This is a genomic window from Prevotella sp. ICM33, from assembly GCF_000517825.1.
In the GTDB taxonomy this organism is placed as follows: domain Bacteria; phylum Bacteroidota; class Bacteroidia; order Bacteroidales; family Bacteroidaceae; genus Prevotella; species Prevotella melaninogenica.
Window position 1 is genome coordinate 46,845 of sequence record NZ_JACD01000007.1, and the last position, 23,599, is coordinate 70,443.

The following is a 23,599-nucleotide window of genomic DNA, read 5'->3' on the forward strand; positions in this document are numbered from 1 at the left end:
AAAAACGTCAAAAAATAAGACCTAATAAAATAAAACAACCTCTGAGACGTTGTCATACAACATAAAATCCCAGCATAGACCGTACTAAAAAGGAAAGAGTGAGGTTTTCTGAGATTATTTTATTATCTTTGTATTAGACAACAACACAAATATATCATGATACTAAGTTATGCAACTTCATTGGCAGCTATAATTGCTTCGGCTATATGCTTTGCCATCATTGCATTGATGTATTGGAAGTCACCAAGTGGTCCACTCACTTTTAAGCGTAGAATAATTATATTGGACTATGCCCTTCTTCTTCTATATCTTTGCTGTCATTTTATACGGAGTGAGAACGATGAAACCGAAATATTATGTGTTCCATCGATATTATCATTATACCTTCTCTGGGAGTCTTTCCTTATCACATGCACGACATTCAGCAATGGAAAGATTTACAAGAATACGTATGCTCTGTTATTCTATAACCTCCTACCGCTATCACTACTTGTCCCACAGATGATATATGCAGCGAACGGAGACATTCATCATTACCAGAATTACAGTCAACTACAGGCTGATCTCCAGCAAACAATGCCAATACAAGCATTAATGCGTATTATCTTTTCAGCAGGTATCCTCTTCTGCAAGCTATTGATGATTATAGAGATTGTAACACAACAGATTAAATATAAGCATCAAATTATCGATGAAAACGGAGACCTTAGAGGTATAGCACGACGTAACAAACTCTATTTAGGGACGGGAATACTCCTCACAATGATAACGATAGGACAGCTTGTTCCGTCTACAATTTACCATGCCTTATTAAAGATTTGTATCATATTTACTGTCATAGCAATCACACGTTTTTACGTGAATCTACATAAACACATTATGATTTTGGAGTCAAACAACTATAACAAAGGCAACTCTATTAAAGAGAAAATAGACAAGTGGCTTCATCAGGACCCATTCCCATTGGCTGATACAGAGCTTACAATGGAGAAGACGGCAGCATCTATAGGAATACAGACCGTAGCCCTCTCCTACTATATCTATGAGTTTGCGGGTAAGACATTCCTATCTTGGCAAAGCGAATGTCGTATGATTCATTGTCGTGAGTTACTCAAAAACGATGACAAAAACATCTCAGAAATCGCATACGAATGTGGTTATAGCGACCTTGCGGCTATGAGTAAAGCCTTCAAAAAGAGGTTCGGAGTTGCTCCAACCATTTATAGGAAGAGGCTTAGCGACACTAAAAGACCTCAAAACACAGAATCGCTTGAAGATAAAGTTTAATCGATGAAATGGGCGAAAAATGACGTTTAAAAAGGGTATAAAAGGTAGTTATAATAAAAAATAAGTCTTATAACAAATATAATTTATTTGCACAGACATCTTTTTTCCCACAAAATAACTATCTTTGTAATATCAATTAAAGATATTTCTTGAGTAGCAATCAAATTACGTTTAAATAGTTATTAGTAAGTTAATAGTCAAATTAAACTAATTAGGATGGTCCTCGTGAGAAGATTGCCTAATGATTTTTTGAGTCAAATAATTTTTTGAGTTATTTAGTTAAGTGGCTGAGTGTATGTCTGCGTGAGCAGATATACACTTTTTTCTTTTCTATAGTTTGAACCAACAAATCGCGTGGTTTCATAAGAACTTCACGCATAAACAATTCTTTAGAAGCCTACCTTATAATTCACAATGAGGCAAACACACCTCTTCCCTACCATTTTTATCCATTGTATTATAGCTTGTTCCATGTCGTGTTCTTGATAAACACTAACTGTGCGGAGCATGAGCACCAACCGTGCGAAGCACTAACACCATTCGTGCGGAGGGTTAAACACCTTATAATATACAACTAAGATGAAAGGCATTTGTTGTTAACAAAGAGCTATATAGCCCAAAACAAAATGGCATTATTGGATTAAGAGGCATCCTTTCTCAAAGACAATAGGAATGAAAAGAGCATAACTATCAGCTTTAAAGTACAATTTCGATTAAAAATTATTAGGCTGTAATAATAGAGAATAATATCCTTAAATACTTTGCCAGATAATCTGAAAATAACTAATTTTGCAGATAGAACTTTCATTATAAGACAAAAGATATGGCAAATTTAAGATTTGGAGCTGTTGAAGAAGCATTCAAAAAACGCCCCTTAGAAGTCAAGACACCTACAGAACGTCCAGAGCAGTTCTACGGTAAGTACGTCTTTAATCGTGCAAGAATGTACAAGTATCTCCCTGTTGATGTGTACCAAAAGCTGATAGACGTCATTGACAACGGTTCACGATTAGACCGTTCCATCGCAGATGCAGTAGCGCAAGGCATGAAGAAATGGGCAGAGGAACACGGAGCAACTCACTACACCCACTGGTTCCAACCGCTAACAGAAGGTACAGCAGAGAAACACGATGCCTTTGTCGAGCATGATGGCAAAGGAGGAATGATTGAAGAATTCTCAGGAAAACTACTCGTTCAACAGGAACCTGACGCCAGTTCTTTCCCTAATGGAGGAATCCGCAATACCTTTGAAGCACGTGGCTATTCAGCCTGGGACCCAACCAGTCCTGTATTCATCATCGAAGACACACTTTGTATTCCTACAATATTTATATCTTACACTGGAGAAGCACTCGACTACAAAGCACCATTATTAAAATCACTCCATGCTGTTAATGTTGCAGCAACTAAGGTTTGCCAATACTTTTATCAAGACGTAAAGCAGGTTCATACTAACCTTGGATGGGAACAAGAATACTTCCTTGTAGATGAAGACTTGTACTTTGCTCGCCCTGACCTTATGCTTACAGGACGTACTCTGATGGGGCATGACTCTGCAAAGAACCAGCAAATGGACGACCATTACTTCGGTACAATCCCTGAGCGTGTACAAGCTTTCATGAAGGATCTTGAGATACAAGCACTCGAATTGGGTATTCCTTGCAAGACACGTCACAATGAGGTTGCCCCCGGTCAGTTTGAGTTGGCTCCTATCTTTGAGGAATGTAACCTTGCTGTAGACCATAACATGCTATTGATGTCACTCATGAAGAAGGTTGCACACAAGCATAGTTTCCGCGTTCTTCTACATGAGAAGCCTTTCGATGGAGTCAATGGTTCTGGTAAGCATAACAACTGGAGCCTAAACACTGACACTGGTATTCTCCTCCATGCAGCAGGTAAGACACTTAACGATAACCTTCGTTTTGTAGTCTTCATCGTAGAAACCTTGATGGCTGTCTATAAGCACAACGGTCTTCTGAAAGCATCAGTAATGAGTGCAACCAACGATCATCGTCTTGGAGCTAACGAAGCACCACCTGCTATTATCTCCTCATTCCTCGGAAAACAGATTAGTGATCTCCTTGAGCATATAGAAAAGGCTGACAAGGAAAACATCTTTAGCCTTACTGGAAAGACTGGTTTACAGATGGACATTCCAGAGATTCCAGAGTTACTTATCGATAACACCGACCGTAACCGTACATCTCCATTTGCCTTTACAGGTAACCGCTTTGAGTTCCGTGCAGTAGGTTCTGAGGCTAACTGTGCATCTGCAATGATTGTACTGAACACTGCTGTAGCAGAAGCTTTAGAACGTTTCAGTGAGCGCGTTGACACCTTGGTTGAAAAAGGTGAAGACCTAACATCAGCAATCATCGATATCATTCGTGAAGATATCAAGACCTGTAAGCCTATTCACTTTGATGGAAACGGATATTCTGATAGCTGGAAGGAAGAAGCCAAGAAGCGTGGACTCGATTGCGAATCAAGTTGTCCTAAGTGCTTCGACCGCTACCTTGACGAAGATTCTATCAAGATGTTCGAGTCAATGAACGTGATGAAGCGTAATGAGTTGGAGGCACGTAACGAGGTAAAATGGGAGACATACACCAAGAAGATACAAATTGAAGCACGTGTAATGGGCGATTTGGCGATGAACCATATCATCCCTGTGGCAACACATTACCAGAGTCAACTGGCGAAGAATGTGCAGAATATGGTCAATATCTTCGGAGATGTAGAGGGAAAACAGCTCAGTGAGCGTAATATAAAGATTATACGTGAGATTGCTGAACGCACAAACATCATCGAGACGGGTGTTGAAGAACTTGTCAATGCACGTAAACAAGCCAACAAAATAGAAAGTCAACGCGAAAAAGCAATCGCTTATCATGATACTATCGCACCAAAGATGGAAGCCATCCGATATCAGATTGATAAATTAGAGTTAGTGGTCAGCGATGAGCTTTGGACACTTCCTAAGTATCGCGAACTGCTCTTTATCAGATAAAAGATTGCGATTTCATCGATAATTAACACTTTCTTCGTATCTTTACTTAACACTGTAAGGGGCGAAGAAAGTACCAAAAGAAAGGCAGGTAATCCAAACATCAACGGATTACCTGCCTTTCTTCTATCTTTCTAAGAAACGTATTACTGCTGTTCTTTCTCCTTATAGATAACATTATTAGCACCACTTGTAAACTTCAGTGCCTCTGGATGCTCATCTACAAAACTCTCAATATGACGAACACGCTTCTCTTCGAAGATCTCATCAACCGCTATAAGGATACCTGTTTCCTCTACATCGCCAAAGCCATAGTTGATAGCTGTACCGAAGAGTTTCATCGTTGGAGAAAGATTCATATAAGCATTCACTAAAGGAGGGATGTTATATCCCAACTCACGTATCTCTCTATTTAATATTCTATAGTCTTCCTTGAAACCATTTCCTTGGAAAAGAGCATCCAACTCAGTGGTTGGAGTGTCAATTTTCAACGGTTTAATCGGTATAATAAGGTCTTCTTTATCATCAAAATACTTCTTCAAAAAGTAAAGAATCATATCCCTACCACGACGGATATAAGAAGGATACATGGTCATCTTTCCGAAGAAATACTTACATTCAGGGTACAACACCGTCAACGCTCCAAGTCCATCCCAAAGGTTATCCAGCGCAAAGATGCTCTTAGAATTCTTACGAACGTTCTGGTAATCCAATGAAACAAAAGAACGTCCAAGTTCAACTGTATAAGGAGCATACTCCTTCATGAACTTATCAGAGAAATGGAACATGTGACTTGTTGCGACCTTTGGCTGTCCGTTTTTATCTATTTCCCACTCGCTACCAAAGATATAACGATATCCACCGATAATCTCTTGCGCCTCAGGGTTCCAAACAATCAACTGTCTACAACAATTCTCCATCGTGTCGAACTCATCGACATCCATCGATTTGCCCGTACCACCCCCAGCCGAACGAAAAGCTATTTCGCGCAGACGTCCAATCTCCTTCATCACGTTTGGCGCAGTCTTAGCCGTCACAACATAAATTTCATTGTGACTTTTGTTCGTCGAACGAAGCATCCGTTCAGGAGTCAACTCGCTCTTGAGTAGCTCCTTGCTAATGGGTTGGATGATTTCTTCTTCCATATATTCTATCTATCTTTTTCTTTCTCTAAATCTAAACGCTTGATTGAACTCTTTATTCTATCATTTAATAAGGCTAAATTTTAGAGCTCATAAACCATGTCTTCAACATATTTCGCCCATTCCATCGATGTGCGACTCTTATCAAACGTCTGCCAAGGGATTGGCTTCCCTATTACAACACGGAACGTTTTACCAACGTTTCTGTACATCTCATCGACAAGGAATAGCATCGCTATATTCACCTTCTTAACGTATTTATCACTGAAACGTGCAATACGATAGAATCGATTAGAATTACGTCCGCCAAAGAAGATGGGAACTACATCACGCTGATACTCCACACTCTTGGCGATAAATGTCTTCTTCCACTCTAAGTCATGAATCTTCCCATTAATCTTACGACTATTCAGTCCAGCAGGGAACATCAAAATATGATTATCGCTTTTAAAGCCAGCCTCAACCATACGAGGGAAATCACGACTCTGTTTTCCAGTTTTGTTAATACCAATACTTACTGGTTTTAAGCCCGGAAGATTGAGTAACAAGTCATTAACCAGATAGCGAAATCTGCCATCATAGTGCTTACCGATAATCGATCCCAATGCTACACCATCCTGTCCACCAAGGGGATGATTTGACACAAAGGTATAAAGTTTACCATCATCCTTATCTGGAAGATTCTCTAAACCTTCGATTTGCAGCGTCATGTCAAGATATCGAACACACTCCGTGAGCCATTCTGTCCCTGACAAACCACGACTATCCCATAGAAACTGATTAACCTCATCTTCATGAAGGATTCTTTTTAGCCAATTGACAGCAAAAGAAGGAACGAATTTAGCCTTCGCCCCCATCTTATCTCTTAGAATCTTGTCTATGTCTATCGTCTTCTCTATTTCTGCACCCATGTACTCAATTCTCTCCTAACAAAATGCAAAAATAACGAAACCATTTGGAATAGCTTGCGTTTTTTGCAAAAAATATATGTTTAAACAGAAAAAAATCATGTCAACAACAGCGTTGATTACTCTCATTTAAAACCAAATGCTCCATTTTACCCCACTATTTTTAGTATCCTCCACTTCACATAATGAGCCCTAAAACCAACTTTGATACGCCAAAAAGACCGAAAGAAAGGCAACTCAAAAAGAAGAAAATAAAAGCAAAAAAAGGACTATAAAACTCGTACTAAAAAACGTATTTTGTAATAATATTTCACAACATCAGTTTCAATCAAGGCTTAATAGCGGTTCAATTAAGGCTCTTTTAGCTTGCGAAAGGTGCCCTTTAAGACCCTAACTAACGCCCTTTTGAAGTCCGATTAAGCACCTTTTGAAAACCACCTCTATAACCATTTGGTTATCTGACACTTACAAAGGGATTCAGGACAATACTTTTTAGACCTAAATTAGCATTTTAAGCCCTCATAGTTGTAAATATATTTCAAAACTCCACACAACTCACTCAACACGCTTAACACACAGCAAAAATCAAGTACACCACGAAGCGCAATTGACAAGAGGACAGAAACGTCGGCTAAAGTGTTAATATTCTAAAAATAGAGGTCGTTAACAAAATATTGTGGAGCATAGTGGGGATATGTGGGGAAAAATGTGTAACTTTGAAGCCAAATACAGCTTTATAAAAAATAAACATGAGATTCTTAGGCAATATCGAAGCAAAAACAGACGCAAAAGGAAGAGCCTTCCTGCCTGCAGTCTTCCGCAAGGTGCTCAACGCATCAGGCGAGGAATCGCTGGTATTGCGCAAAGATATCTTCGAGCCATGCTTAGTTCTCTATCCCGAGTCTGTATGGAACGAACGAATGGACGCACTCCGCAAGCGTTTGAGTCGCTGGAGCCGTCGCGACCAGATGATATATCGCCAGTATGTCACAGATGTTGAGATGATTACATTGGACGGAAACGGTCGTTTCCTCATCCCAAAACGATATCTAAAAATGGCGAATATCGACCAGCAGATTAGATTTACAGGAATGGACGACTGCATTGAAATCTGGGCGAACGGTGAAAATAACGAGCCATTCATGTCGGCTGAAGAATTCAGCAAGGCCATGGAAGAAACCATGGGCATGGAGGGAGCCATCTCGCTTGACACCCCTTCACAAAACAACGATTAGTCAACCACAAAAGAATCAACAGCATGATTAAGACTGCAGAATGTTATCATATCCCAGTACTCCTCAACGAAAGCATTGAAGGTTTGAACCTACATGCCAACGGAGTCTACGTGGATGTAACTTTCGGAGGCGGAGGTCATAGCCGAGAGATTCTTTCTCGCTTAGCAGAGGGCAGTCATCTTTACAGCTTCGACCAAGATGCTGATGCCGAGCAGAATATTGACAACATGGGCTTAAGCGATGAACAGGTAGACCGCTTCACCTTTGTTCGTTCCAACTTCAGATACCTGAAGAACTGGATGCGGTATTATGGCGTAGAATACATAGACGGACTACTTGCCGACCTTGGTGTTAGCAGTCATCACTTTGATGATGAGACACGTGGATTCTCATTCCGCTTCGAAGCTCCACTCGACATGAGAATGAACAAACGAGCAGGAATAACTGCTGCCGACATTCTCAACGACTACGATGAAGAACGATTGGCAGACATACTCTATCTCTACGGAGAGCTGAAGCAGTCGCGCCGCATCGCCTCAGCCATTGTCAAGGCAAGAGGACAGAAAACATATAAAACAACGAACGACTTACTGACAACCATCGAACCTTTCTTTCAGCGGGCACGCGAAAAGAAAGACATGGCAAAGATGTTTCAAGCCCTTCGCATCGAAGTAAACCACGAGATGGATGCCTTGAAGGAAATGCTTATGGCAGCAACTGAACTACTTCGCCCTGGCGGTAGACTATCGGTTATTACCTACCACTCCTTAGAGGACAGAATGGTAAAGAACATTATGAAGTCAGGAAATATAGAGGGTAAAGTGAAACAAGACTTCTTCGGACGAATAGAAACGCCATTCCGATTAGTCAATAACAAAGTTATCACTGCAAGTAACGACGAACAAGAACGCAACCCACGAAGCCGAAGTGCAAAACTAAGAATAGCAGAAAAGAAAGCAAATGAATGACGAGAACGACAAGAAGAATCCAACGCTGACGGAGCATCCTCTCACAGAAGATCAGACTGCTTTCACTGAAGAGAGCATAAACGTCACAGAGCCACTCGTAAAGGCAGAGACTATAGAAGATCAACAAGAAGCTACTGCGAATAACGAGGTAGCAACACCACTAATGGAGGAGGAAGAAAAAAGAATAGAAGAAGAGGTTGAAGTAGAAAAGATTAAAGCAGCCATTGAGGAGCAAGCACGCGAAGATGAGCAACCACAATCATCAAACTTCACACTAAGAAAGATTCTTGGAGGTGACATCCTCTCTACACGACTCCTGCGTAATAACATCTGGTTGATTATCACCGCTGTGATTTTCACTATCGTCTACATATCAAATCGATACAGTGTACAGAAGTACCTCATTGAGATTGATAAGTTGCAAAAAGAGTTAGAGGACGCTAAGTATCGTGCGCTTTCAAGTAGTAGTCAACTCACAGAGAAGACACGTGAGAGCCATATACTTGAGATATTGAAAACAAGAAAGGACAGTGTACTGAAAATGTCTGACCGTCCACCTTATATTATAGATGTACCCGAGAAATAGGATATGAGTAAGTTTGATAATAGCAAAGTAATGCCCCGCTACAGCGTTATAGCAATCATCATGTCGCTTGTAGCTGTAGCTGTTATTGGTAAGACTATCTACACCATGACTGCAGGTAGAACCTACTGGCTGGAAGTTGCTGCTTCTCAAAAGAAAGACAGCGTCACAGTAAAACCTACCAGAGGTAACATCCTAAGCTGTAATGGGCAACTTATGGCAAGTTCATTACCTGAATTTAAGGTTTACATGGACTTCAACGCACTCAAAGCTGCAGGAAACGACACAGCGTTTGTCGATAGCATCAACTATATCAGCAAGGGATTGAATAACATCTTCCCTGAGAAATCAGCAGCCTACTTCAAGAAGTACCTCATGGAAGGCTACCACAAGGAGAGTAAGCATTGGGCAATATGGAACGAGCGCATAGACTATAACACATTTAAAGAGATACAGAGCCTCCCTATTTTCCACCTTTCTAAATATAAGAGTGGATTCCACTGGGATGAGTTTAACGCACGTCGTCGCCCGTTTGGCTCACTTGCTCAACGTACGATAGGTGATATGTTCGGCGCTAAGGATACTGCTCGCTGTGGATTAGAGCTTTCATACGACTCTATTCTGCGTGGTACAAATGGTATCATCCACCGTCGTAAGGTTCGTAACAAGTTCCTTGATATCACGGATACAGCACCAATTGATGGTGCTGACATCATAACTACCATTGACGTCAGCATGCAAGACTTAGCAGAGCGTGCCTTATTAGACGAGCTGAAAGACCCTAATGTAAATGGTAACGTAGGTGTTGCTATTGTGATGGAAGTCGCAACTGGTGACGTGAAGGCTATTGTCAACTTAGATAAATGTAGTGATGGCGAATATAGAGAGGTTAAAAATCATGCCGTAAGTGACTTGCTTGAGCCTGGCTCTGTCTTTAAGACAGCCTCTATTATGACCATCCTTGATGATGGACTCGTTGATACTATGTACACCGTTCAGACTGGACCGGGTGTATGGAATATGTACGGACGAGACATGAAGGACCACAACTGGACACGTGGAGGATATGGAACGTTGACGCTGCCATGGACTTTGAAATACAGTTCAAACATCGGTGTCAGTCGTATCATTGACATGCACTACCACAAGAACCCAGAGAAATTCGTCCAAGGTATCTACGACTTAGGTCTTGCAACCGATTTCCATGTCCCTATTGTTGGCTATTCACCAGCACGAATCCGCATGCCACATAAGAATAGTCGTGGTCAGTATGACAACTGGAGTGCCACTGCTTTGCCATGGATGAGTATTGGTTACGAGACACAGATACCACCAATATCGACTCTTACCTTCTATAATGCGATTGCCAATGGTGGTAAGCTAATGCAGCCACGATTTGTAAAACAGATTGTAAAAAATGGCGAAGTCATCTATAACAATCCGCCAAAGGTATTAAAAGAGCGTATTGCAAAGGAAAGTACCATCAAGAATATTACACGCATTCTGACGGAAGTTGTTTCTGAAGGCTTGGGTAAGAAGGCTGGCTCTGACAAATTCCTCGTTGCAGGTAAGACTGGTACTGCCCAGATGTCAAAGGGAGCCTTGGGTTATAAGACTGGTGGAACAAACTATCTCCTCAGCTTTGCAGGCTTCTTCCCTGCCGACAAACCACGTTACAGTTGTATTGTCTGCATACAGAAGACAGGTCTCCCAGCATCCGGAGGTGGCATGAGTGGTGTTGTATTCCACCACATTGCGGAAGGCATTATGGCACAAAGTCTGAAGCTGAATGTTACTGATGCACACGATGCTTCATCTGTAACAATCCCTACAGCAAAGACAGGCAACCTGCTTGCAACAGACTATGTGCTGAATTCTCTCGGCTTCCAAATAACGAATGGTTGGAACGGTGCTTACCCATTTGGTAATCCTATATGGGGAACAACCACCATAAAAGGAAAGTCATTGACCTTCCAAAAGGAGCAAACACCTAAAGCCAACATTGTCCCTGACGTCCATGGCATGGGTGCTCGCGACGCTGTTTACTTGATGGAGAAACATGGTATTAAAGTAATACTTACCGGTAGAGGTCGTGTTATTAAACAAAGCGTTGCACCAGGCGAAAAGGTTAAGAAGGGAATGAAATGTGAATTAAGAATGGGATAAACATTCACTTCACAAAGGCAGAACACTTCGATTACAATCATAAAGAATAAGAAAAGAACAAAGATATGAAGTTAAGCGAATTACTCAAAAACGTTAAGGTTATTGCCAGCCAAGGCAATATTGACGTTGAGATTAAAGGAGTGAACATTGATAGTCGTAAGATAAAGAACGGCCACTTGTTCATCGCAATGAAAGGAACACAGGTAGACGGACATAAATTCATTAGCAAAGCTATTGAGTTAGGAGCCGTAGCAATCCTACTTGAAGATATGCCTGAGGAACTGAATGAAAAGGTAACATACGTTCAAGTAGCATCAACTGAGGAAGAAGCAGGAAAGGTTGCCACAATGTTCTATGGAGAACCATCACGCAAACTAAAGTTGGTTGGTGTGACTGGAACGAACGGTAAGACAACCATTGCCACCTTATTATATAGAATGTTCCGTGAGTTCGGTCATAAGGTAGGCTTACTCTCTACCGTATGTAACTATATTAATGATGAGGAAGTTCCTGCAAGTCACACTACTCCAGACCCAATAGAGCTTAACAGTCTACTTGCGAAGATGGTTGAGGCAGGCTGCGAATATGCGTTCATGGAGTGCTCCAGCCATGCTATTCATCAGCATCGTATAGGTGGTTTAGAGTTTGTAGGAGGCATCTTTACCAACCTTACACGTGACCACCTCGACTACCATAAGACTTTCGAGAACTATCGCAATGCAAAGAAGATGTTCTTCGACGGATTGCCTAAGACCGCTTTTGCCATCACCAATGCCGATGACAAGAACGGTATGATTATGGTTCAGAACACAAAGGCAACCGTCAAGACCTATTCTATCAAACGAATGGCAGACTTCCGTGCAAAGATTCTTGAATGCCACTTTGAAGGTATGTACCTTGAAGTTGACGGTAAAGAGGTTGGCGTACAGTTCATTGGTAAGTTCAATGTGAGCAATCTGCTTGCAGTATATGGTGCTTCCATCATGTTAGGTAAGAAGCCAGAAGACGTCCTAATAGCAATGAGCACACTCAAGAGTGTTAACGGACGATTAGAACCTATCCAATCACCAGAAGGCTACACTGCTGTTGTTGACTATGCCCATACACCAGACGCACTGGAGAATGTCCTCAGTGCTATTCACGATGTACTTGATGGTAAGGGCGGACATGTCATTACTGTCTGCGGTGCAGGCGGACATCGTGACAAGGGAAAGCGTCCATTAATGGCTCAAGAGGCTGTTAAACAAAGTGACACTGTCATCCTTACAAGTGACAATCCACGCGACGAAGAGCCACAGGCTATTATCGATGATATGCTTGCAGGACTTGACACTACACAGCGCAAGAAGGTTCTCACGATTACTGATCGTAAGGAAGCAATTCGCACTGCAGCCATGATGGCACAGAAAGGTGACGTTATTCTTGTTGCAGGTAAGGGACATGAGAACTACCAAGAGATTAATGGTGTGAAACATCATTTCGATGACCACGAGGTTATCCGTGAAATCTTCGGTATTAAGTAATTCTAAAATAGAGACCCTATCGTCTATCGTAAGAACAACATAAAAGAGAAATAAAATGTTATACTATATCTTCCGTTGGCTTGACCAGTTCGGTATCAGTGGTTCTCACCTTTGGGGCTACATCAGTTTCCGTTCTATCTTGGCAATGATATTAGCACTGATTATCTCTGCATGGTTCGGAGAACGCTTCATTAAATACCTCAAGAAGAAGCAGATTACAGAGGTACAACGAGATGCACAGATTGACCCATTTGGTGTCAAAAAGATTGGTGTACCATCAATGGGTGGTATTATCATCATCGTTGCACTCTTGATTCCTGTCGTTTTGTTAGGTAGATTACGTAATATCTATCTGCTCTTGATGATTGTCACAACCATTTGGTTGGGTTTCCTCGGTGGTATGGATGATTTCATTAAGATATTCAAGCACGACAAGGAAGGACTGAAGGGTAAATATAAAATTATCGGACAAGTAACCATCGGACTCATCGTTGGCTTAACACTTTGGGCTTCTCCTGACGTTAAAGCTAACATGAACCTTGAGGTTGCAAATCAAAATGGTAAGGAAGTCGTCATCAAACATGAAACAAAAGCTGAAAAGACATTGAAGACGACCATTCCATTTGTCAAACTGCATAATCTGGATTATTCAGAGATAGTAGGCTTTTTAGGCGAGTATAAGAATGCAGGTGGCTGGATTCTCTTCGTGCTTATGACTATCTTTGTTGTCACTGCCGTCTCTAACGGTGCAAACCTTAACGACGGAATGGATGGTATGTGCGCAGGAAACTCCGCCATCATAGGTGTCGTATTGGGTATATTAGCCTACGTAAGTAGCCATATACAGTACGCAGCCTACCTCAACATTATGTACATTCCAGGCTCGGAAGAGTTAGTAGTGTTCTTCATGGCATTCATTGGGGCATTGATAGGCTTCCTTTGGTACAATGCTTATCCTGCACAAGTGTTCATGGGTGACACGGGAAGTCTTACCATCGGAGGTATCATAGCAGTAGGTGCAATCATCATTCACAAGGAGTTGATGCTCCCTATTCTCTGTGGCGTATTCTTTGTTGAGAGCTTAAGTGTTATCGTACAGGTTTGGTACTACAAGTTAGGAAAGCGTAAAGGTGTTAAACAACGTATCTTTAAGCGCACACCAATACATGACAACTTCCGTACACAAGATAGTCAACTCGATCCAGAGTGTAAGTATCTCTTGAAAAAACCACATAGTGCAGTGCATGAGAGTAAGATTACACTACGCTTCATCATCGTGACTATCATCCTCGCTGCAATGACTATCATCACACTGAAGATAAGATAAGCACGAGGCGTGCGAGGCGTTAGCACGATATGTGCGGGGCGTTCGCACAATTGGTGTTCATACGAAACACCACACAGCTGACCACTACCAAAGAGGCGAGTAACCGTTTACTCGAAGAGAGGTAAGCAGCCAGCAAACAAAAACATTACATAAGCAAGAGTAAGGAAAGGAAAGATATATGAAAAGAATAGTAATACTTGGTGCCGGTGAAAGTGGTGCCGGCGCAGCCGTATTGGCAAAGAAAGAAGGCTTCGATGTCTTTGTTTCTGACATGTCAGCCATTAAGGACAAGTATAAGAAGATGCTTGATGACCGTGGTATAGAATGGGAAGAGGGACAACACACAGAAGAGAAGATTCTCAATGCTGATGAAATCATCAAGAGTCCTGGTATTCCTAAAGAAGCTCCTATTGTTCAGAAACTTATCGCACAGGGTACACATATCATTAGTGAAATAGAATTTGCTGGTCGATACACCAACTCTAAGATGATATGTATTACTGGAAGTAATGGAAAGACCACAACAACGAGCCTCATCTATCATATCTTCAAAGATGCTGGTTACGACGCTGGTTTGGCTGGTAACATTGGTAACAGTCTTGCACTGCAAGTAGCAGAAGATCCACATGAGTATTATATCATTGAGTTGAGCAGCTTCCAGTTGGACAATATGTATGACTTCCGTGCCAATATTGCCATCCTTCTCAATATCACCCCTGACCACTTGGACCGCTATGACTACAAGTTTGAGAACTACGCAGACGCTAAGATGCGTATCATTCAGAATCAAACCAAGGAGGATAGCTTCATTTACTGGAACGATGACCCTGTCATCAAGAAGGAACTCGAGAAGTTTGATGTACATGCCGTATGCTATCCATTCTCTGAATTAAAGGAGAAGGGCAGTATCGGTTACATTGAAGAAGGACAGTATACGATTGAACAGCCTGAGCCATTCAACATGGAGCAGGAAGACCTTTCGCTCACAGGACGTCACAACATCTATAACTCTTTAGCAGCAGGTATTGCCTCAGACATTAGCGGTATTAAGAAAGAAAACATCCGTAAGAGTCTGAGCGACTTCCCTGGCGTTGAGCATAGATTGGAAAAGGTATGTAAGGTTGCTGGCGTACAATACATCAACGACTCAAAAGCTACCAATGTTGACGCTTGCTGGTATGCACTCGAAAGTATGCGCACACCAACAATCTTGATTATTGGTGGCAAGGATAAGGGAAATGACTATAACAGCATTAAGGACTTAGTTAAGCAGAAGTGTGCTGGCATTGTCTACCTTGGCGCTGACAACAAGAAGCTACATGACAACTTCGACGACCTCGGTCTTCCTATCCGCGACACCCATTCCATGAAGGATTGTGTTGCAGCTTGTGCAGAGTTAGCAAAGCCTGGTGACACAGTTCTCCTAAGCCCATGCTGTGCAAGCTTCGATCTTTTTAAGAATATGGAAGACCGTGGCGAGCAGTTCAAGAGTTATGTAAGAGCATTATAGGAAAAGACATATCAGGCTAATGGGGCTAATAAGGCTAATTGGGCTAATAAGACTAATTAGGCTAATAAATCCCATAAGGAACAAAAAACAATGAAGAATAAATCTCTCAGTAACATATTCAAAGGAGACAAGGTTATTTGGATGGTCTTCTTCTTCCTATGTATCATCAGTATCATTGAGGTATATTCAGCCTCAAGTTCACTGTCGTACACAGGAGGTAACTACTGGAGTCCTATCATCTACCATTGTAGCATCCTCGTTGTAGGAATTGCTCTGATGGTAGTTGTATTAAATATTAAATGTCGTTACTTCAAACTCATAACGCCTATCGTACTGGGCATGTCCATACTATTGCTGGCATGGGTACTTGCAGCAGGACAAAGTACGAATGGAGCAAGCCGTTGGATTAGCTTTGCAGGTATTCAATTCCAACCTTCCGAATTAGCTAAGGGAGCCTTGGTATTAGCTATTGCACAGATACTTAGCGCAATGCAAACCGAACATGGAGCAGATCGAAAAGCCTTTAAATATATCATGTGGCTATCTGGTGGTATTATTCTCCTGATTCTTGGTGAGAATCTTTCCACAGCTATGCTCATTGGTTTGACCGTAGTATTGATGATGTTTGTGGGAAGAGTTCCTTTCAATCAGTTAGGTCGTTTGATCGGTTTCATCGTCTTACTTGGCGTTTTCGTCCTATCTATGGTGATGCTTGTGGGTGATGACAAGAAAGCTGAGGACGAATTATCTGCCAAACAAAACCTTACAGAACAGACGGTAGCTGCACAGCAAGAGGAATCACCCGGATTCATTGGTAAAATTCTCCACCGCGCTGACACATGGAAGGCACGTGTCAAGAAATTCTTTAGTAACGAATATGTTGCACCAAAAGATTACGACTTAGATAAAGATGCGCAGGTGGCACATGCTAACATAGCCATCGCCTCATCAGATGTCGTTGGTAAAGGACCAGGAAACTCTAATGAAAGAGACTTTCTTTCGCAAGCCTTCTCCGACTTTATCTATGCGATTATCATTGAAGAAGGAGGTATCGAAGGAGCCATCTTTGTGGCACTCCTATATATTATCCTTCTGTTCAGAACTGGAATTATAGCCAACCGGTGTGAAAATTCTTTCCCTGCTTTTCTCGCTATGGGTATCGCTTTCCTCTTGGTTACACAGGCGTTATTCAACATGTTAGTAGCTGTAGGATTGGCGCCAGTAACAGGACAGCCACTTCCTCTTATCAGTAAGGGTGGTACTTCAACTATCATTAATTGCGTCTACATAGGCGTAATACTCAGTGTAAGCCGTTCGGCAAAGAAAAAGAAAGAAGAAAAGAAACCTTCTGAGAAAGTTTCACATGCAATAGTCTAATCTGTAGAGAAGACTAAAAAGAATGTGAAAGTTGAAAGAAGATAAAAAAAATGATTACCTTTGTAGGTTATAAAGAAGATGCAAATGGACGAGGATTTAAGAATTATCATCAGCGGTGGCGGCACGGGAGGACATATTTTCCCTGCAGTATCTATTGCTAATGCCATTAAGGCAAAACACCCAGAGGCGAAGATTCTCTTTGTGGGTGCTGATGGACGTATGGAGATGCAACGTGTTCCTGCTGCAGGCTATGAGATAAAAGGCCTACCTATCAAAGGTTTCGACCGTGCTAATAAGCTAAAGAACATTGAAGTACTTTGCAAACTTTGGAAGAGTCTTCGCATGGCTCGCCAGATAATAAAAGACTTTAAGCCACAAGTTGCTGTGGGTGTTGGTGGTTATGCCAGTGGTGCAACGCTCTATGAGTGTGCAAAGATGGGCATCCCATGTCTTATCCAAGAGCAGAATTCTTATGCTGGTGTTACCAACAAACTATTGTCTAAGCGTGTGAAGAAGATTTGTGTTGCTTACGAAGGTATGGACCGTTTCTTCCCTGCTGATAAGATTATCATGACGGGTAACCCTGTTCGTCAGAACGTCCTCTCTACCCCACTCTCTATTGAAGAATCACGTGAGAGTTTCGGTCTTGACCCTAACAAGAAAACGATTCTCCTCGTTGGTGGTAGCCTTGGAGCAAGAACTATCAATCGCTCAGTCATTGAACACCTTGATCTCATCAAGCAATCAGACGTTCAATTCATATGGCAAACGGGTAAATTCTATCATCAACAGATATTGGATTCGATGAAGGGTAAGGAACTTCCGAACCTAAAGATAATGGACTTTATCAGTGATATGGGTGCTGCATATAAGGCTGCTGACCTTGTTATCAGTCGTGCTGGCGCAAGTTCTATCAGTGAATTCCAGCTTATCGGAAAGCCTGTTATCTTGGTACCAAGTCCAAACGTGGCAGAAGATCATCAGACAAAGAATGCGATGGCATTGGTCAATAAAGATGCTGCACTCTGCGTAAAGGATGTTGATGCACCTGACACTTTAATAAAACTTGCACTCGATACCATCACGAATGATGAGAAGTTGGCGAGTCTTAGTGAGAATGTTAAGAAGATGGGGCTGAAGAACTCTGCAAAGATTATTGCTGATGAGGTTATCAAACTCATTAAGGGATAAAGCTATCTTCCAATAGATAGGGTTTAAAGAAACTATTGTAGAACGTTGTCCTATCCCCAAACAAAAGAAAGAAAAAGAATATATAACACATGGAACTCAAAGATATTAAATCAGTTTACTTCGTAGGTGCAGGTGGCATCGGCATGAGTGCTATTGCTCGTTATTTCCTTCATAAAGGATTGAAAGTAGCGGGTTACGATAAAACTCCATCTGAACTTACCCACACTTTGGAGAAAGAAGGAATGGACATCCATTATGAGGAGAATGTTCAACTCATCCCTGCAGCGTGCAAAGAACCAGCATCAACATTGGTAATCTACACACCTGCCATCCCTTCTAACCACGCTGAGCTGGTTTATTTCCGTGAGAATGGCTTTGAGATTCAGAAACGTGCACAGGTTCTCGGCACACTCACCCGAACACATAAGGGTCTTTGCTTTGCTGGAACACATGGAAAGACAACGACTTCCAGTATGTGTGCACACCTTATGCACCAAAGTCATTCGGACTGTAACGCCTTCCTTGGTGGTATTTCCAAGAACTATGGCACTAATTATATCCTCTCTGACCATAGCGACTTTGTTGTGATTGAGGCAGACGAGTTTGACCGTTCTTTCCATTGGTTGCGTCCTTGGATGAGCGTTATCACCTCAACAGACCCTGACCACTTGGATATTTATGGTACAAAAGAGGCTTACCTTGAGAGTTTCCGACACTATACAGAACTCATTCAAAAGGGAGGTGCACTCATTATCCGCAAAGGATTAGAGATGAAACCAAACGTACAAGAAGGTGTTAGAATCTATGAATACAGCCGTGACGAAGGCGACTTCCACGCTGAGAACATACGAATTGCAAACGGAACCATCACCTTTGACTTCGTTTCTCCTATTGAAAATATAAAGGATATTGAGCTTGGACAACCCATACCTATCAACATTGAAAACGGTATCTCTGCAATGGCTATGGCTCAACTCAATGGCTGTACGGCAGAAGAATTGCGCAATGGAATGAAGACATATGGTGGTGTTGACCGTCGTTTCGACTTCAAGATAAAGGATAACCGCCACGTCTTCCTCTCAGACTATGCGCATCATCCAAAGGAGATTCTGCAGAGTGCAAAGAGTCTTAAGGAACTCTACGCTGACAAGAAGGTTACTGCAATCTTCCAACCACACCTCTACACTCGAACACGTGACTTCTATAAGGACTTTGCAGAGGCACTCAGTCATTTCGATGAAGTGGTATTGACAGAGATTTATCCTGCTCGCGAAGAACCAATCCCAGGTGTAACAAGCGAACTCATCTATGACAACCTCAGTCCTAATGTTAAGAAACAGATGATTAAAAAGGACGATGTTCTCGACTTTGTAAAGTCAAGAGACTTTGACGTTTTGGTTGTTTTGGGTGCCGGTAATCTCGACAATTATGTCCCAGAAATTGCAAAGATACTCAACGAGAAATAAGAAGAAAGAAAGCAAAAACTCTTAAAACAAAAGAGAGAAGATATGCACATTAAGTGGAAAAAGATAATTATCACTGCGTTGGACATTGTACTGGCTATTTATCTCATCATGGCAGTTACCTCATGGAACAAGCCTGATGAGAGCAAACAGCTATGTACCAAAGTGAATATCAACATATCTGACTCTAACAATGCTGGCTTTCTTACCGCAACAGAAATCAAACAAATATTAGAGAAGGTACACCTCTATCCCCTCAATAAGAAGATAACTGACATCAATCCGCGCAACATTGAGGAGGCATTAAAAGTGGGACCATTCATCAATACAGCCCAATGCTACAAAACAAAAGATGGACACGTCAACATCTATATTACTCAACGTATGCCGATTATCCGCATTAAGAGTAGCAATGGAGCTGATTACTATCTTGATGATAATGGGGGAATACTTCCGAACTCTAAGTACACCAGCGACTTGATCATTGCAACTGGCAATATAGATAATAACTTTGCACGCCTTTATATTGCTCCTCTTGCCAAGGCTATCAGTGCAGAACCACTATGGCTGAACCAAATAGAGCAGATTAACGTCTTACCAGACAGAGGCATCGAGTTAGTACCACGTGTCGGTAATCATATCATCTTCATGGGTTACTTGCCTAAAAACAACGGTCCATGGAAGCGTAAGCATGATATAAATATCTTCGTTAAAAAGAAGTTGTCACGCTTAGAGAAGTTCTATCGATATGGTCTTTCACAGGCTGGTTGGAACAAATACTCTTACATCGACATAGAATTCGACAACCAAATCATCTGTAAGAAACGTGATGAGAAAGCCGAGAAAGAAGAAGAGGATGCATTGCTTAAGAAGGCTCAGTCTGAACAAGTAGAAGACGTACAACGTACAGAAGAGGAGGAAAGAGATAAAGCCCGTAAGGAAGTGAAACGGCAAGAAGATGCCTCAGCAGGACTTACGGAATAAAAAATATCATTTTAGAGAATATAAAATAAGGAACATAATACTTAACGAATATGGCAGAGTTCATAGTAGCCATTGAATTGGGCTCATCAAAGATTACGGGAATCGCTGGCAAAAAGAATCTTGACGGCAGTATCTCCGTGCTTGCTGTTGTAAAGGAAGACGCTACACAGTGTATTCGCAAGGGTGTCGTTTACAACATCGACAAGACCGGACAGTGCCTCACTGGCATCATCAACAAACTAAGAAAACAACTGAAGTATGAGATTTCTCAGGTCTATGTAGGCGTGGGAGGACAGTCTATACGAAGCGTTCGCAACGTTATCGTAAAGGATCTGCCTACTGATACCATCATTACCTCAGATATGATTAATGAGTTAATGGATGCCAACCGCAATATGACTTATCCTGACCAAGAGATTCTCGATGCTGCCACACAGGAGTATAAGGTTGACAACCAGTTTGTTCTCGACCCAGTCGGTATCAAAGCTACTCGCTTGGAGGGTAACTTCCTTAATATCCTTTGGCGCAAGGCTTTCTATGATAACCTCAACAACTGCTTTGAGAAGTCTGGCATCTCTATTGCCGAGATGTACCTTGCACCTTTGGCCTTGGCTGATGCCGTATTGAGCGAGGCTGAGAAACGTGGAGGTTGTGTATTGGTTGACTTCGGTGCTGACACAACAACAGTTTCTGTATACTACAAGAACATTCTCCGTCACTTGGCTGTTATTCCATTGGGTGGTAACAATATTACAAAGGACATTGCCAGCCTACAGATGGAAGAAAAGGATGCTGAGGCTATGAAGCTTAAGTATGGTTCTGCTTTCACTGAAAATAACGATATCGATAATACATTAAAATACTCTATCGACTCAGAACGTACCGTAGAGAGCCGTAAGTTCATTGAAATCGTTGAGGCACGTATTGGCGAAATCGTTGAGAATGTATGGTGTCAGGTTCCATCTGACTATGCCGACAAACTCCTTGGCGGTATCATTCTCACTGGTGGCGGTATGAACTTGAAGAACATTGAACGCTGTATTCGTAATACCACACATATCGACAAGATTCGCAAAGCAAACTTCGTCACACATACCATCGCTTCAAGCAATGCTGATATCACAGCTAAGAATGGTGACATGAACACAATTCTCGGTTTGCTTATCAAGGGAGAAATGAACTGTGCTGGACCAGAATACAACCCTGCACAGAGCAATCTCTTCAACAACGAAGACATTGCAGTAGCAACTCCTATTGACCAACAGCAGCAACCTTATACGCCATCATCTACAACAAGACAGGGACAAGGTATTGTTCCAACACCTGAAGAGAAAAAGAAGGCTGAAGCTGAGCGTCGCAAGCGTGAAGAGGAAGAGCGCAAGCTGCGTGAGGAAGAGGAAGCAAGAGAGCGCGAACTCGAAGAGGAGAAGCGTCGCAATAGTTTCTGGAACAAATTCTCACGTAAGGTGAAGGAGTTCGGAAAAACCATTATGAGTGAGGATGAAGAATAATCCAACAGCTCAAACAGAAAAAGAATATAGGAAATAAACATAGACAACATACTGTTATGGCAGAAAACAATAATAAAATGGATATATTAGACTTCGGTGACGGCGATGTAGCTGATAGCATCATCAAGGTCATTGGTGTCGGTGGTGGTGGTGGTAACGCCGTAAACCACATGTACAGAGAAGGTATCCACGATGTGACCTTCGTACTCTGTAACACGGATGCGCAGGCACTCAACGACTCTCCTGTTCCTGTTCATCTGCAATTGGGTAAGGAAGGATTAGGTGCTGGAAACCGTCCTGAACGTGCACGTCAGGCTGCAGAAGAGACCAGCGAGGATATCAAGCGTATGCTCAACGATGGTACGAAGATGGCATTTATCACCGCTGGTATGGGTGGTGGTACGGGTACTGGTGCAGCACCTGTCATCGCACGTGTCAGCAAGGAATTGGGCATTCTCACCGTGGGTATCGTTACAATTCCTTTCCGTTTCGAGGGTGCTAAGAAGATAGATCAGGCGTTGGATGGCGTTGAAGAGATGGCAAAGCACGTCGATGCGTTGCTCGTCATCAACAACGAACGTCTCCGCGAGATTTATCCTGAACTGAGTTTGCTCAATGGTTTCCGCAAGGCTGACGACACACTGAGCGTGGCTGCTAAGAGTATTGCAGAGATTATCACCGTTCATGGTATTATGAACCTCGACTTCAACGATGTTAAGACAGTCCTCAAAGATGGTGGTGTAGCTATCATGTCTACCGGTTACGGTGAGGGTGAAGGTCGTGTGAAGCAGGCTATTGAGGATGCACTCAACTCACCACTGCTCAACGATAACGATGTCTATAAGTCTAAGAAGATTCTGCTTTCTATCAACTTCAATACTGATGACAAGGACAACCCTGGTCTGACAATGGAGGAAATGGGCGATGTAACAGAGTTCATGAACCACTTCAGCGCAGACTTCGAGTTGAAATGGGGACTTGCTATTGACCCTGAACTCGACAAGAAGGTTAAGGTTACTATCCTTGCAACGGGCTTCGGTATCGAGGATGTTGACGGTATGGGTAGCCATATCAAGAAGCAGACACAAGAGGATGCAGCACGTCAGGCAGAGGAAGAGGAGAAGGCTGCAGAGCGTCGTGACCGCCGTGATCGTTTCTATAAGGACAACAACAGCTCACAATACAAGCATCGTCCACACATCTATCGCTTTACTGCGGATGAACTCGACAACGAGGATGTTATCCTTGCTGTAGAGAACACACCAACCTATAAGCGTACTAAGCAGATGATTAAGGACATCAAGCGCATCAGTAATCCTGAGCAAGATAATGAAGAAAACGAAAGCAACGAAGGCGCTGTTGAGGGCGTTATTAGCTTCGTATAATAGTTATATCAAAAATAAGAAAAGGCTGG

Annotated in this window: 17 protein-coding genes; 15 read left to right on the forward strand and 2 right to left on the reverse strand. The window is 42.1% G+C overall.

What is annotated here, in order from left to right; all coding sequences use genetic code 11:
- Positions 1-156 precede the first annotated feature (156 nt).
- Positions 157-1,287 carry an AraC family transcriptional regulator gene (locus HMPREF1505_RS01565; RefSeq protein ID WP_036921503.1) on the forward strand — a complete coding sequence of 377 codons (1,131 nt, stop codon included), beginning with the start codon at positions 157-159 and terminating at the stop codon, positions 1,285-1,287.
- Positions 1,288-2,110: 823 nt separating this feature from the next.
- On the forward strand, positions 2,111-4,300 hold the full coding sequence (locus tag HMPREF1505_RS01570) for a glutamine synthetase III (RefSeq protein ID WP_036921506.1): 2,190 nt from the start codon (positions 2,111-2,113) through the stop codon (positions 4,298-4,300).
- Between the two features lie 143 nt (positions 4,301-4,443).
- Here HMPREF1505_RS01570 and HMPREF1505_RS01575 read toward each other — a convergent pair whose 3' ends face one another.
- A complete protein-coding gene (locus tag HMPREF1505_RS01575; RefSeq protein WP_036921507.1) occupies positions 4,444-5,442 on the reverse strand; it encodes a GNAT family N-acetyltransferase in 999 nt (332 codons plus the stop codon).
- 80 nt (positions 5,443-5,522) lie between these two features.
- Positions 5,523-6,350, reverse strand: a complete 828-nt coding sequence (locus HMPREF1505_RS01580) for a glycerol acyltransferase (RefSeq protein ID WP_036921510.1) — start codon at positions 6,348-6,350, stop codon at positions 5,523-5,525.
- A 746-nt stretch (positions 6,351-7,096) separates the two neighbouring features.
- Here HMPREF1505_RS01580 and mraZ point away from each other — a divergent pair.
- From mraZ to ftsZ, 13 genes are all read left to right on the forward strand, one after another.
- On the forward strand, positions 7,097-7,582 hold the full coding sequence (mraZ, locus tag HMPREF1505_RS01585) for a division/cell wall cluster transcriptional repressor MraZ (RefSeq protein WP_036921513.1): 486 nt from the start codon (positions 7,097-7,099) through the stop codon (positions 7,580-7,582).
- Positions 7,583-7,605: 23 nt separating this feature from the next.
- Positions 7,606-8,550 carry a 16S rRNA (cytosine(1402)-N(4))-methyltransferase RsmH gene (gene rsmH / locus HMPREF1505_RS01590; protein ID WP_036921516.1) on the forward strand — a complete coding sequence of 315 codons (945 nt, stop codon included), beginning with the start codon at positions 7,606-7,608 and terminating at the stop codon, positions 8,548-8,550.
- Positions 8,543-9,136, forward strand: coding sequence for an FtsL-like putative cell division protein (locus tag HMPREF1505_RS01595; RefSeq protein WP_036921518.1), 594 nt, complete (start codon positions 8,543-8,545; stop codon positions 9,134-9,136). Before rsmH ends, HMPREF1505_RS01595 begins: the two co-directional genes overlap by 8 nt.
- A gap of 3 nt (positions 9,137-9,139) precedes the next feature.
- Positions 9,140-11,299, forward strand: a complete 2,160-nt coding sequence (locus HMPREF1505_RS01600; RefSeq protein WP_036921522.1) for a penicillin-binding protein — start codon at positions 9,140-9,142, stop codon at positions 11,297-11,299.
- Positions 11,300-11,364: 65 nt separating this feature from the next.
- Positions 11,365-12,822: a UDP-N-acetylmuramoyl-L-alanyl-D-glutamate--2,6-diaminopimelate ligase gene (locus tag HMPREF1505_RS01605; RefSeq protein WP_036921524.1), complete on the forward strand. Its 1,458-nt coding sequence runs from the start codon at positions 11,365-11,367 to the stop codon at positions 12,820-12,822.
- Positions 12,823-12,877: 55 nt separating this feature from the next.
- Positions 12,878-14,149, forward strand: a complete 1,272-nt coding sequence (locus HMPREF1505_RS01610) for a phospho-N-acetylmuramoyl-pentapeptide-transferase (protein WP_036921527.1) — start codon at positions 12,878-12,880, stop codon at positions 14,147-14,149.
- A gap of 178 nt (positions 14,150-14,327) precedes the next feature.
- Positions 14,328-15,659 (forward strand): UDP-N-acetylmuramoyl-L-alanine--D-glutamate ligase, encoded by a 1,332-nt coding sequence (gene murD / locus HMPREF1505_RS01615; protein ID WP_036921529.1) that lies wholly within the window; start codon positions 14,328-14,330, stop codon positions 15,657-15,659.
- 90 nt (positions 15,660-15,749) lie between these two features.
- Complete coding sequence (locus HMPREF1505_RS01620; protein WP_036921532.1) at positions 15,750-17,036, forward strand: FtsW/RodA/SpoVE family cell cycle protein; 1,287 nt, start codon at positions 15,750-15,752, stop codon at positions 17,034-17,036.
- A gap of 84 nt (positions 17,037-17,120) precedes the next feature.
- Positions 17,121-18,227, forward strand: a complete 1,107-nt coding sequence (gene murG / locus HMPREF1505_RS01625; RefSeq protein ID WP_036921534.1) for an undecaprenyldiphospho-muramoylpentapeptide beta-N-acetylglucosaminyltransferase — start codon at positions 17,121-17,123, stop codon at positions 18,225-18,227.
- 89 nt (positions 18,228-18,316) lie between these two features.
- Positions 18,317-19,693, forward strand: a complete 1,377-nt coding sequence (gene murC / locus HMPREF1505_RS01630) for a UDP-N-acetylmuramate--L-alanine ligase (RefSeq protein WP_036921537.1) — start codon at positions 18,317-18,319, stop codon at positions 19,691-19,693.
- A gap of 42 nt (positions 19,694-19,735) precedes the next feature.
- Positions 19,736-20,674, forward strand: a complete 939-nt coding sequence (locus HMPREF1505_RS01635; RefSeq protein ID WP_013263811.1) for a hypothetical protein — start codon at positions 19,736-19,738, stop codon at positions 20,672-20,674.
- A gap of 50 nt (positions 20,675-20,724) precedes the next feature.
- The gene (gene ftsA / locus HMPREF1505_RS01640; RefSeq protein WP_036921543.1) at positions 20,725-22,185 is read left to right on the forward strand and encodes a cell division protein FtsA; all 1,461 of its coding nucleotides are present in this window, start codon (positions 20,725-20,727) and stop codon (positions 22,183-22,185) included.
- A 56-nt stretch (positions 22,186-22,241) separates the two neighbouring features.
- Positions 22,242-23,570, forward strand: a complete 1,329-nt coding sequence (ftsZ, locus tag HMPREF1505_RS01645) for a cell division protein FtsZ (RefSeq protein ID WP_036921546.1) — start codon at positions 22,242-22,244, stop codon at positions 23,568-23,570.
- Positions 23,571-23,599 lie beyond the last annotated feature (29 nt).

Bases quoted from the DNA above. Each gene is read 5' to 3' on its own strand.
- murG (WP_036921534.1), top strand. From the start codon at position 17,121: ATGGACGAGGATTTAAGAATTATCATCAGCGGTGGCGGCACGGGAGGA.
- HMPREF1505_RS01575 (WP_036921507.1), bottom strand. From the start codon at position 5,442: ATGGAAGAAGAAATCATCCAACCCATTAGCAAGGAGCTACTCAAGAGC.
- ftsA (WP_036921543.1), top strand. From the start codon at position 20,725: ATGGCAGAGTTCATAGTAGCCATTGAATTGGGCTCATCAAAGATTACG.
- HMPREF1505_RS01595 (WP_036921518.1), top strand. From the start codon at position 8,543: ATGAATGACGAGAACGACAAGAAGAATCCAACGCTGACGGAGCATCCT.
- HMPREF1505_RS01610 (WP_036921527.1), top strand. From the start codon at position 12,878: ATGTTATACTATATCTTCCGTTGGCTTGACCAGTTCGGTATCAGTGGT.
- HMPREF1505_RS01580 (WP_036921510.1), bottom strand. From the start codon at position 6,350: ATGGGTGCAGAAATAGAGAAGACGATAGACATAGACAAGATTCTAAGA.
- murC (WP_036921537.1), top strand. From the start codon at position 18,317: ATGGAACTCAAAGATATTAAATCAGTTTACTTCGTAGGTGCAGGTGGC.
- HMPREF1505_RS01620 (WP_036921532.1), top strand. From the start codon at position 15,750: ATGAAGAATAAATCTCTCAGTAACATATTCAAAGGAGACAAGGTTATT.
- HMPREF1505_RS01570 (WP_036921506.1), top strand. From the start codon at position 2,111: ATGGCAAATTTAAGATTTGGAGCTGTTGAAGAAGCATTCAAAAAACGC.
- mraZ (WP_036921513.1), top strand. From the start codon at position 7,097: ATGAGATTCTTAGGCAATATCGAAGCAAAAACAGACGCAAAAGGAAGA.
- rsmH (WP_036921516.1), top strand. From the start codon at position 7,606: ATGATTAAGACTGCAGAATGTTATCATATCCCAGTACTCCTCAACGAA.
- murD (WP_036921529.1), top strand. From the start codon at position 14,328: ATGAAAAGAATAGTAATACTTGGTGCCGGTGAAAGTGGTGCCGGCGCA.
- ftsZ (WP_036921546.1), top strand. From the start codon at position 22,242: ATGGCAGAAAACAATAATAAAATGGATATATTAGACTTCGGTGACGGC.
- HMPREF1505_RS01600 (WP_036921522.1), top strand. From the start codon at position 9,140: ATGAGTAAGTTTGATAATAGCAAAGTAATGCCCCGCTACAGCGTTATA.
- HMPREF1505_RS01565 (WP_036921503.1), top strand. From the start codon at position 157: ATGATACTAAGTTATGCAACTTCATTGGCAGCTATAATTGCTTCGGCT.
- HMPREF1505_RS01605 (WP_036921524.1), top strand. From the start codon at position 11,365: ATGAAGTTAAGCGAATTACTCAAAAACGTTAAGGTTATTGCCAGCCAA.
- HMPREF1505_RS01635 (WP_013263811.1), top strand. From the start codon at position 19,736: ATGCACATTAAGTGGAAAAAGATAATTATCACTGCGTTGGACATTGTA.